The organism is Pseudomonas helleri (assembly GCF_009600315.1).
Taxonomy (GTDB): domain Bacteria; phylum Pseudomonadota; class Gammaproteobacteria; order Pseudomonadales; family Pseudomonadaceae; genus Aquipseudomonas; species Aquipseudomonas helleri_A.
The window spans coordinates 1-9,616 of the sequence record NZ_WIWC01000068.1; the positions used below are offsets into that span (position 1 = coordinate 1).

14 protein-coding genes are annotated in these 9,616 nt (G+C 50.8%); 5 read left to right on the top strand and 9 right to left on the bottom strand.

All coding sequences use genetic code 11. The features are described 5' to 3' along the window. Positions 1-139 precede the first annotated feature (139 nt). Positions 140-298, bottom strand: coding sequence for a hypothetical protein (locus tag GHN86_RS22495; protein WP_024265239.1), 159 nt, complete (start codon positions 296-298; stop codon positions 140-142). Between the two features lie 19 nt (positions 299-317). Beyond that, positions 318-881 (bottom strand): recombinase family protein, encoded by a 564-nt coding sequence (locus GHN86_RS22500; RefSeq protein WP_024265240.1) that lies wholly within the window; start codon positions 879-881, stop codon positions 318-320. Between the two features lie 409 nt (positions 882-1,290). On the opposite strand from GHN86_RS22500, the gene GHN86_RS22505 reads away from it, so the two are divergent. Then, on the top strand, positions 1,291-1,989 hold the full coding sequence (locus GHN86_RS22505; protein ID WP_153387352.1) for a hypothetical protein: 699 nt from the start codon (positions 1,291-1,293) through the stop codon (positions 1,987-1,989). Positions 1,990-2,049: 60 nt separating this feature from the next. Beyond that, positions 2,050-2,730, top strand: a complete 681-nt coding sequence (locus tag GHN86_RS22510; RefSeq protein ID WP_153387353.1) for a hypothetical protein — start codon at positions 2,050-2,052, stop codon at positions 2,728-2,730. Positions 2,731-3,049: 319 nt separating this feature from the next. On the opposite strand, the gene GHN86_RS22515 is transcribed toward GHN86_RS22510, so the two are convergent. Beyond that, positions 3,050-3,685 carry a hypothetical protein gene (locus GHN86_RS22515; RefSeq protein WP_153387354.1) on the bottom strand — a complete coding sequence of 212 codons (636 nt, stop codon included), beginning with the start codon at positions 3,683-3,685 and terminating at the stop codon, positions 3,050-3,052. A 340-nt stretch (positions 3,686-4,025) separates the two neighbouring features. On the opposite strand from GHN86_RS22515, the gene GHN86_RS22520 reads away from it, so the two are divergent. Next, complete coding sequence (locus GHN86_RS22520) at positions 4,026-4,289, top strand: CopG family ribbon-helix-helix protein (RefSeq protein ID WP_010657468.1); 264 nt, start codon at positions 4,026-4,028, stop codon at positions 4,287-4,289. Then, a complete protein-coding gene (locus GHN86_RS22525) occupies positions 4,252-4,542 on the top strand; it encodes a type II toxin-antitoxin system RelE/ParE family toxin (RefSeq protein WP_138738981.1) in 291 nt (96 codons plus the stop codon). Before GHN86_RS22520 ends, GHN86_RS22525 begins: the two co-directional genes overlap by 38 nt. Before the next feature lie 81 nt (positions 4,543-4,623). On the opposite strand, the gene GHN86_RS22530 is transcribed toward GHN86_RS22525, so the two are convergent. Both GHN86_RS22530 and GHN86_RS22535 read right to left on the bottom strand, forming a co-directional pair. Further along, positions 4,624-4,875: a hypothetical protein gene (locus tag GHN86_RS22530; RefSeq protein ID WP_138738982.1), complete on the bottom strand. Its 252-nt coding sequence runs from the start codon at positions 4,873-4,875 to the stop codon at positions 4,624-4,626. A gap of 75 nt (positions 4,876-4,950) precedes the next feature. Beyond that, complete coding sequence (locus GHN86_RS22535; RefSeq protein ID WP_138738983.1) at positions 4,951-5,376, bottom strand: hypothetical protein; 426 nt, start codon at positions 5,374-5,376, stop codon at positions 4,951-4,953. Positions 5,377-6,844: 1,468 nt separating this feature from the next. On the opposite strand from GHN86_RS22535, the gene repM reads away from it, so the two are divergent. Next, positions 6,845-7,669: a replication initiation protein RepM gene (gene repM / locus GHN86_RS22540; RefSeq protein WP_024265234.1), complete on the top strand. Its 825-nt coding sequence runs from the start codon at positions 6,845-6,847 to the stop codon at positions 7,667-7,669. Between the two features lie 50 nt (positions 7,670-7,719). Here the strand turns inward: repM and GHN86_RS22545 are convergent, their stop codons facing one another. The 4 genes from GHN86_RS22545 to GHN86_RS22560 all read right to left on the bottom strand — a co-directional run bounded on the left by GHN86_RS22545 (position 7,720) and on the right by GHN86_RS22560 (position 9,106). Continuing rightward, positions 7,720-8,154 (bottom strand): hypothetical protein, encoded by a 435-nt coding sequence (locus tag GHN86_RS22545; RefSeq protein WP_024265235.1) that lies wholly within the window; start codon positions 8,152-8,154, stop codon positions 7,720-7,722. 46 nt (positions 8,155-8,200) lie between these two features. Continuing rightward, positions 8,201-8,488, bottom strand: coding sequence for a type II toxin-antitoxin system YafQ family toxin (locus GHN86_RS22550; RefSeq protein ID WP_024265236.1), 288 nt, complete (start codon positions 8,486-8,488; stop codon positions 8,201-8,203). Beyond that, complete coding sequence (locus GHN86_RS22555; protein WP_024265237.1) at positions 8,475-8,738, bottom strand: type II toxin-antitoxin system RelB/DinJ family antitoxin; 264 nt, start codon at positions 8,736-8,738, stop codon at positions 8,475-8,477. The genes GHN86_RS22550 and GHN86_RS22555 overlap by 14 nt, the downstream gene beginning before the upstream one ends. A gap of 77 nt (positions 8,739-8,815) precedes the next feature. Further along, positions 8,816-9,106, bottom strand: a complete 291-nt coding sequence (locus GHN86_RS22560) for a DNA-binding protein (RefSeq protein WP_024265238.1) — start codon at positions 9,104-9,106, stop codon at positions 8,816-8,818. Positions 9,107-9,616: the final 510 nt, after the last annotated feature.

Below are 9,616 nucleotides of genomic sequence, written 5' to 3' on the forward strand. Positions count from 1 at the left end.
TTCACCTATCTTGCCCGCCTATTCAGCCGACTTAATCCGTTGCGCCTGCTGTTCTTTTTCCGTTCTCGTGCCTTTTTCTACCGTTCTTTTGGGGTTGTTTTGCATACGCTCAGCCGTTGTTTAAGGCGTCGGTCCTCTGCTACTGCAGTACAGCAGCCGCCAACAGCCGCTTGCGCGCCTCCTGAGCGCGCCGGGTCTCGTCATCGACTTGGCGGGTGACGTAGAGCGGCAGCGCCAGGCACTCGTCCTGGTCGTCGCCCGGCTCAATAAATCGCGGTACCGAATCCGTGCTGTTCATCCTGTCTCTCCCGTTCTACCTATTGAGGCAGTGCGCGGTATAGCGTGGCTCGATGAACGCCTAGGAGCCGTGCAACTTCGGAAACCGATTGCCCCCCGTCGATCAGCTGTCGTGCATGGGCGATCTGTTCTGGGGTTAAAACAGGTTTTGGGCCGAATCGAACGCCTTTAGCTTTGGCAGCAGCACGGCCAGCACTGGTGCGCTCACCAATGAGGGATCGCTCAAAGTCAGCAATGCCGGCGAAGATCGTTAACACCATACGCCCAGCTGGAGACGTCGTATCGGCCCAAGGCTCAGCAAGCGAACGCAGACCTGCACCTAAGGTTTTGAGTCGTTCTGCAATGTGGAGCAGGTCGGTGGTTGACCTGGCCAAGCGATCCAACCGCGTCACAGTCAGTACATCACCAGGGCGAAGGTGATCGAGCAGCCGACTAAGTTCGGGGCGGTCTTGCTTGGCCCCACTGACCTTCTCTTCAAAAATCCGCTGACAACCGTTTTGCCCTAAAGCGATCCGTTGCTGCTCCAGCTCCTGACCTTGCGTCGAAACCCGAGCGTAGCCAATCTGCTGTCCTGCATTTTCCATGGGGACACCTGTCGCATTAGTCGTTGCAGGTAATCTAGCACCTGCGACTGACTTATGCGACAGACGAAAGCCCTCAGAACCTGACGATGCGCGTGTGTCGCATAACTTAGAATTTTTGCGACACAGCTATCGACTGCTCACTTCCGCAGGTGTACCCAGTGCGGCGTTCAGCGGCTCAACCTAGTGTGCCGGTTTCGAAATAAATTACCCGTTAGCCTGCGAGGCAATTGCCTCACGGGCGCGTTGAATTTTGTTCAGGATATCTTCTGAGTTTGTGATTGATGGAATATGGCAACACCTTGTCGAAAGTCTCAGGTGTTGCCATGCTTCCGCGACCGTCGTGTATAATCTCGGAGTTAGGTGGTGTTTGTAGCCGCGAAATATTAAACACGGTGTGGAAATTATATAAATGGAATTCGTAAAGATCACAATGGTTATCATTACCTCGCTAATAGTTTCCGGGTGCACTACATTTGATAAGTTTGATAATGAGGAGGTACTGAGCAAAAAAACCATAGGGTTTATTACGGCGATTCCAGCTGAGTGCACTGGCCAAGATAAAACCTTGGCATGTCAGATGAAAAACAATCCGGCAAGGATGTGCATAACCGTGGATGAAGCTAATAACATCTATCGTTATCCCAGCGCTACCTGCATGGCACAAAAATATCCTGAATGTTATAATTCATCCACACATAAAGTTATTCAGAAGTGCATTGAAAATCTTGCTGATGCTCGGATTAAAAAACAACAAGAGCTTGATGAAAAAAAGCACCGTGATGAAGAGGTAGCTAGGCTGGAGGCTGAAAAAATAGCAACTGAAGCACGGAAAGCCCGAGCAGAATATGAAAGGAGTCCGAAAGGTATTGCCGAACGAAAGGCGCGTGAGGCATACAATAAAAAACTAATCAATTCATGTAATTATTTTCTACGTGATATTTTGAGTAAGAGAAACCTTAAAGAAGCAAGTGTTTTGGATGCTGTGGAAACTATGCCTGACGTGGTTGTGTGCACATACCAAGTGACAGCCCCTGGAGTTTATGTGGATATACCAAGAGTCATAACAATAATGGGGAATACTCAGAATGGCGTTTATGAATATTTATAGCCAAGATCATAAGCTAAGTCGACCCCCGTACTCGTCAGCACCCACCAAAAGTTTAAAACTATGAAAGTTCGTCTATTTCCAGTATGTACTTTGTTATTTGTATTTGTGCCGCAAGCATATTCTTACGAAATAGTTCAAGTGCCAGCAGCAACATCGGCTACGTGTGGAGATCTTGCAGAGGTCACCCACTGGGCGGCAACCTCCCATCTATCAAAGAGGGATGCGAACAATCTTGTCACTGCGAAAACAGATGCAAGTAAGGCCAATAATAGAAGGCCTGGAATACCGATGGAGCTCATCGACAAGGCAGAGCTATATGGCGTAACTTCGCATGGCAACGCAGGAGAGGGGAATATAAATCTTGATGCGGCAAGAGAAGATGCAATTGTCGCCGCAGTTTTTACCTATGAAATGTGCCTCGATGGTCGCATTATTCCTGATGAGCTAAAAGTTCAATCTTCTGAAGATCTAAAAATAGATGTCCAGATGCATATGAATGGTGCATATAATGCAAATAGATGCATACCAATATATTCATCAAGCAGTGATTATAAAAAAGCCGAATGGGCATCCGCCTACTATATAAAAACAACTAATGAAGCCCCACAAAAGTATCCTGAAAGCTTGCTTAAGGCCGATAAATTAGCATGGCAGAACCGAGTAGCAGAGAGCACATTTGACGAACTGGAATTGATAAATATGTGCGACAAGCTATATAAAAATCGTGGTTACTTACCCTGATAGTCTTTTTATGGATATAGAAGGATATGATGACTTCTTTAGTGCGTTAGCTCGTAGCTGCGTAGAGTTTAAGCGGAGGTTCGCGCCAATGCTTGATAAAGCTTTTCAGCTCAATGTATGAGCCCGGCCTAGTCTAAAAATGGCTTTTCACAGCAAGAAACTGAGTCACCTGGCTTTTGTTTCACTCATGCCGGGTTCCTCAGTAGGGTATTTCCCCGCACCTCTCCTGCCACGGGTCTCAAGACCAGTAGGCAGGATTTACCATAAACCTCGTTATTGGTACTGGTTTTAAGAGCCCAATACACTCAAATTATCGGTATCACCCTTCGATAAGCTCCAGCACTTTTTGACCATCTGGCATACCCGACATGGTCTTCAAAAACACCACGTTCCGATCCAATATTTTCTTGATAGCTGCAGCCGAAAGTGGCTTTTCAAGAATCTTGAACTCTTCCAGCTCTTGGTAGTGGCATTCATCTTTATCGCCATCTCGATCACAAGTCTTGACCTCGCCGGTGCCTCGACCATAGGCCACTATGCCTTTACCGTTTTCGTATAGGAACACCACATCATTGGCTTTGATGCGGTTGATGTTCCACTTCCATGGATCATAAAAAGCGGCAGCGATGCCTTTGGCGAGCATCCACTCAGGATCTTCATCGCTGTGAGCTTTGTTGGTATTCAAAATATGGAAGCCAGCGGTTATTTGCGGCTCGACTTCTTCTGCCACAGCTAACTGAGCTAACTCAGCCTTTTCCACCTCGGCTAACGCCTCTTGGGCAACCTCGGCACCTTGTTCAAGCAATTTGAGCATGATCTCTTGCTTTGAAAGCTCTAGATCGTTGGCCAGCGTTTCGATGAAGGTATGCAGCGACTCGGGCATTCTGACGGTTGAAGCAACCGACTCTTTTTTGGTTTTTCTGGAGTTTTCGATCAGCGACAGAATATTAGTCATTTTTGAATCTCTGATGGTTTGTTTTTTGAATCTTACACAGATTCAAATTATGAATCAATAAATGAATCTAAAAAGAATCAAATCCAGATTTTCCAGTACCAGGATGCTGCCTCTGGCTGATGACTCCTCGCCGCGTTGATCTTTATCCAAAAAAAAGCCCACCGGTTGGTGGGCTTTTTGCGCCTGGAATTTAACGATAACTGCGTTATTCGCACTGGGTCGATGATAGTGAGTGCTCATAAATGATTAGCAAATAGTTGCGATATTCCACTGATAGTGGAATACTCAAATATGAGTAGACAACGTCTACATCGTAGACAAAATCGTGTGGAGTGATAACATGGCCTCGCCTGTCCTGTCTTTTCGTGTGGAATCGGAGCTGATTAACCAGCTCGATCAGCTCGCTGAAGCAACTGATCGGGATCGTCAGTACCATCTCAAACGTGCATTGGCACGTTATGTAGAGTCAGAGTCCTGGCATTTTCGAGCGGTAGCCGAAGGGATCGCTGATGCTGAGGCAGGCAATCTAATCGACTTGGATGCCGTGAAGGCTAAGTGGGTGGCTCGTGCCGAAAATCGCATTAACCAGCAAAGCGGACAGTGACCTCGAAGGTATCTACGAGCATTACGAACCGCGTCTAGGTGCTGAAAAGGCCGAGGAAGTCATTTTCCAAGTGCTGGAAGCCATAACCCGACTGGAGACCTTTCCTCAGTTAGGGAAAGCCTCGGATATCCCTGATTGCCGAGAACTGATTATTTCGAAATACCCCTATCGATCTATTTACACGCGGAAGGGGGATACCATCCTGATATATCGAATTCTCCATCAGCACGCGGAACGCCCTGACGATTGGTGAGTTCCGAAGCAAAAAATCCTGCCTTGGGGCGGGATTTTTTGTGTCCGACTTACATACGCGGCGTTATTCGTAACGCTCGGATCAGTCTTTGTCGTCTTCATCCGGGCCGTACAGCGCCACGCGCACCGCGTCCTCCAGATCCATCAGCGCGTCTTCTCGCTCTTCAGCGGCAAGGTATAACGCTTTGTGGCAGACCAACCGCTCCGGCTCTCTACCCACGTTTGCCGCCGCCTCCAGCGCGTCTCTCGCGTCTGACACCGCTTGGCCAGCCGCTTCAGATTTGGCGAGGTGGACGGCCAAGGCACCCAGCGCGGCCGGGTCAATCTTCAACATAGTGAGGTTCCTTTCTATTCGTCATGCGCTCCCGTGTTGCTAGTAGCAACAACCAGGCGAGCGATATTTTCGCGCCTAAAATCCAGCGGCTCGAGCCCGCAACTTCATGACGGTTCGCGCTGAAATTCTCCCAATGTCCTCTCCATGAAAAACCATGTGCGCCCGATGCGACTTGGTTTCCGCGTCCCAATCCTCCAGATCATCGATCAGGAAGGCGTGCTTGCCCAGGTACGCTGCCGCCAAGTCAGCGGCTAGGCTGCGGGCGGGTTCGCCCGCCGTTTCGAAAACCCAATCCAGAATGTCGCTCATCTGCTCGGTGGGTGTCCGCGGCACAACACCTTTGGCCTGATCCTGGACGAATGCGTTGTAAAGCAGTGCGCCAACCTCGGGATCTTCTGCAGGGTTGCCCGGGCAGAGCCTGGACTCCCAGGGAATCTGATACATCGATTGGCCAAGAACGTCCTGTAGGACGTAATCAGACGGCTTTACCAAACGCTGCATGAGATTGCTCCTTAAAAAAATCGCATGGTAGCGCATCCCGAGCAGCCAAAAGCTGCTCGGATAAACCGCCACCTCTGGTGGCGAGAACAGCCTGACAGACGCCTCCCGAGCCCACGAGGGGGGTGAGGGAAAATGGCCCCCAGGCCAAATTTTTCCGGTCTGCCCTGGTGAAGCCCGTTCAGGGCGTAACCAGGGTGCGAAGCATCCGGCCGCAACGCTTGCGTGCGCGTCAGGTGAAACCGGACCAACCTGGATTCGCGATGTAGCAGTCGAGAAAGGGACGAAGGACCGCAACGAGACGTCGCGCAATTGCAGAATGCAGGTTGGTCCGGCTTTGCCGGGCGCGCACGCGGGTGAATTTTCGAGACAAGCCCGTCCAGGGGGCGGGGGAGGAAAGAGGGTGGAGGCTCGCGCAGCGAGTCAGAACCCTGAAAGCCTGACGGGGCGCTCCCCCGGAAGGTTTGGGCGTCCCGTAGGGCGGCCACGACAGACCGTAGGGATGGCGTGCTGTTGCTCTGCTTTTGTCTTTGATTATCTATGTGGCGTTCTATTGGTCGTTCTATTGCTTCGGCTATTGCTCAGGCAATAGAAGACCCATAGGAAGTACAAAAAGGCAAAGGTACAAAAAGACAGAATCCCAGAGCATTCGCGCTACGCGCTCACCCAGCTCGACCCCCTGAGGGGGGCCCCACTCCCTGGAATCAGATCCAGAGCGAATGCTTGCACAGACAAGATTAATAGCAACATCACTTTATCAGGACGACACTGAAATCCGGCTCGCTGTTATCCCCTGATTACTCGCCTTTGTCGTCTGTGAGCCCGCAGCAGGCGTTTGGATGATCCTTGCTAGCAGAGGCGTCACAGCGCTCCTTGGAGCGCATAAACAAAGTCTCCAGCCGGCAGGCTGGGCATTATTACCGGAGGGGGAGCCACGAAGTGGGGGAACCCCGTAGGGGTGCCCCGGCAGAGCCGCGCTTTTTACTTTTCCCTTTTTAAACCTTTGAGGTCGTCTAGACGCCTTATGTTATGTGGCCTGTAGTGTTCATAAAGGGAGGGATTTGTTGTCATATACGCGCCACGAAGATCTCTTTGCTTCGAGAAAAGAGGTCAGTGATAGTGATAAATCCTGCGTCGCTGCCTGCCTTAAAGTGTCCGAATAGTCATGAAATCCGCAAGCTCGGCGCTTATTCATTCCTTGTTCGTTATGTGAGGGAAAAATGGCTGTGGGTAACTCGGACTAATGCTTTTAATGCTTTTAATGCTTTTAAAAGCTTTTAGTCGGGCTGTATGCCACGTATTACGTGGCATACAGCCTCCATAAAGGGACAGATTTGCGGTCATAAAGGGACAGATTTGCGGTCATAAAGGGACAGATTTGCGGTCATAAAGGGACAGATTTGCGGTATTAAGGGACTTGTATTAAATAGTCCTTTTTATGCTATGGTGGATCTCCCCACGAGGACTACTGATGGCTGAGAAAAGCGAAGTTGTTGTCAAATCTAACCGGCTTGTCGAAGCTAGCTACCGGCTCAACCTGGTCGAACAACAAATCATCCTGTTTGCCATCAGTCGTAGTCGCGACGAACAGCTGGGCCTTTCGCCAGATAAGCCAGTCACGATTGCAGCGAGCGATTTCGCTCAGGCATTCGGGACCAACGAAACCAAGGTTTACGGACAACTTAAAGAAGCGATGGGCGACCTGTTCGACCGCTCGGTGACGATCTATGACACCGATCCGGACACCGGTAAGGACCGTACTGTCACAACCCGATGGATCAGCGACAAGGCTTACATCGACGGAACAGGCCGAATTCAGTTGACGTTCGCCCCTCGGGTGATCCCCTACATCACACGTCTCGAGTCCGAGTTCACGTCATACCGTTTGGAGAAAATCAGTGGCATGTCGAGCGTTCACGCTGTACGGCTCTACGAGCTACTGGTGCAGTACCTCACAATCGGAAAACGCGAGTTGGCACTCGCTAATCTGCGCGAAAGTCTCGGCCTTACCAACGAATACAAGGCAATTAAGGACTTTAAAAAGCGAGTCCTAGATACAGCCGTGGCACAAATCAACGAATACAGCGATATTCGTGTGAGCTACACACAGCGCAAGACCGGACGCACCGTCACCCATCTGATCTTTGCCATCAAACCAGAACCAACATCCGTGCCGGTGAAGCAAAAGCTTGGCAAGCTGACAGACGCTGAGGTTGCCAAACGCGCTCGTCCTGGTGAGAGCTGGGAAGCAGCACATGCCAGACTCAACCAGATCACCTTGGCACTGGCTGAATGACTGGATTGATGTACGTGGGTCGGACTGGGTTTAGATCGTCACCGTCGAGACTAATCGGCCAGTCCGGCCAGTAGATCGGAAAAAGACTTGGCAGGCCCGGGTAATTTTGGCTTTCCCGGGGTTGGCGCTTTTTCAGGTTGAGGCTCAGGGTTGTGCTCAATAAGGCGTTGCTCAGCATTATCAAGGCGTAGCTTCTCGATCTCTTGCCGCAATGGCTCCACCGCTTCAGCGACGGCCTTTGCCACCGCCCTGGCGATGATCTCCCCGAGGTCGCCAGTCACTGTGACGCCGTGTGACATTTCCACTGTGACGCTCTGTGACGCTGGCTCGAAAGCACCGTACACACGCAGTAACTCCGCGGTGTCGATATAGCGACGTCCATCGGACTCTAAGCCATATGATATACGGCCTTCGGTCATTGCCCGGTATATGGACCGGCGCGTTCTGCCGATCAGTGACGCGGCTTCATCTATGGTGTGACGCATGGTGCTCTACCGTCATATGACGCGTCACACTCTTTAGCCTGGCTGGTCATAGGCTCAGCTCGCTGTGTGATCCGAGTCGCACAAGCTGCAAGCGCTCATCGTCGGGCTTGCAGTAGATCAGCAGCCAATCCGGTTTGATATGGCAATCCCGATGGTCTTTCCAGTTACCAGTCAGAGCATGATCCCGATGTTTTTCCGGCAGCGGTTTGTCATTCATCAGGGCAGTGACAATCTTGATGAACAGGCCGCCCGGCTCCAAGTCAGCTCGATGCGGCCCCTTGGCCTCTCGCTTAAAATCTCGCTTGAACTGACTGGTTCTCTCAATCGTCCGCATGCAAATCCGCCATCAGATCATCAATGGTGGCGAACTTTTGCAGCTTTCCGCGCCGGGCTTCTTTCATCGCGGCAACGGTTTTGGCGTTGGGCACCAACGGCTCGAATGGCAGCGCCTTTTCCTGCGCTATACGGGTCATCATCATGCGGAAAGCATCGCTAACCGTTAAGCCCATTGTCGCAAGTACTGCAGCGGCTTCTTCTTTGATGTGCTCATCGATACGAGCACGAACGACAGCATTTGTGGACATGGGTAGTCCTCCTATATTGGGCCACAGTGTAGCTCAATATAAGGGTCGCGCATGGTTTTGTGCCGTCACGTGACGCGTCACTGCGTTCTTGCAGTCACGGATAAACTGACCCCCAGCACGTGTAGCACTTTCATCAAGCGATAAAGGTCCGGATCGCCATGGGTACCAAAGAGCTGCTCCAGATCTGCCACGGTGATCCCGGTCAGACTCGCCATTTTGGCCGCCCCAAATGCGCTGATAGCCACACCTATGGAGGCCACAATATGAGCGGCATGGCCGGTCGCTAAAGCATCCGCAATAAACACGGCCCTGGTTTCTGGATTGGTTAACGCCGCCCCTGGATCGTAGATCGATGGCTTTTTTTGCACCCTTTCCGCCTCTCTTTACACCAGCTCTATACCCGTTTTGCACCTGGTCTGCACCCACCCTGCACCTACCCTGCACCTCTTTTGCACCTTACCTGCCATCGACTGGCCACGGTCTTCGACCTGAATGATTTTTACGCCCTTTGAAGAGCCAGATTTTCCCCCTTAACAGGGTCAAAATCTCAATACACATCACGCACCTCAGGCGATGGAAAAAACCTTTATTTTTCAAAAATTTATTAAAAACTAATAATTCTTTGACGCTATACAGTTGTGATACAAAACAAATGATTTAGCCCACAAAACCTGGAGAATTTTGTATAGCACTTGTTATACAACTGGTGCCCAAATGGCCAAGTAACCATTTCGCGCCCGCGAAACTTTCCATTGAGCCGCAGGCGAATGGACAAGCTGTGAAGTGGGCCGGTAGGCCTACTTCACCTATCTTGCCCGCCTATTCAGCCGACTTAATCCGTTGCGCCTGCTGTTCTTTTTCCGTTCTCGTGCCTTTTT

Bases quoted from the DNA above. Each gene is read 5' to 3' on its own strand.
- GHN86_RS22495 (WP_024265239.1), bottom strand. From the start codon at position 298: ATGAACAGCACGGATTCGGTACCGCGATTTATTGAGCCGGGCGACGAC.
- GHN86_RS22500 (WP_024265240.1), bottom strand. From the start codon at position 881: ATGGAAAATGCAGGACAGCAGATTGGCTACGCTCGGGTTTCGACGCAA.
- GHN86_RS22505 (WP_153387352.1), top strand. From the start codon at position 1,291: ATGGAATTCGTAAAGATCACAATGGTTATCATTACCTCGCTAATAGTT.
- GHN86_RS22510 (WP_153387353.1), top strand. From the start codon at position 2,050: ATGAAAGTTCGTCTATTTCCAGTATGTACTTTGTTATTTGTATTTGTG.
- GHN86_RS22515 (WP_153387354.1), bottom strand. From the start codon at position 3,685: ATGACTAATATTCTGTCGCTGATCGAAAACTCCAGAAAAACCAAAAAA.
- GHN86_RS22520 (WP_010657468.1), top strand. From the start codon at position 4,026: ATGGCCTCGCCTGTCCTGTCTTTTCGTGTGGAATCGGAGCTGATTAAC.
- GHN86_RS22530 (WP_138738982.1), bottom strand. From the start codon at position 4,875: ATGTTGAAGATTGACCCGGCCGCGCTGGGTGCCTTGGCCGTCCACCTC.
- GHN86_RS22535 (WP_138738983.1), bottom strand. From the start codon at position 5,376: ATGCAGCGTTTGGTAAAGCCGTCTGATTACGTCCTACAGGACGTTCTT.
- repM (WP_024265234.1), top strand. From the start codon at position 6,845: ATGGCTGAGAAAAGCGAAGTTGTTGTCAAATCTAACCGGCTTGTCGAA.
- GHN86_RS22545 (WP_024265235.1), bottom strand. From the start codon at position 8,154: ATGCGTCACACCATAGATGAAGCCGCGTCACTGATCGGCAGAACGCGC.
- GHN86_RS22550 (WP_024265236.1), bottom strand. From the start codon at position 8,488: ATGCGGACGATTGAGAGAACCAGTCAGTTCAAGCGAGATTTTAAGCGA.
- GHN86_RS22555 (WP_024265237.1), bottom strand. From the start codon at position 8,738: ATGTCCACAAATGCTGTCGTTCGTGCTCGTATCGATGAGCACATCAAA.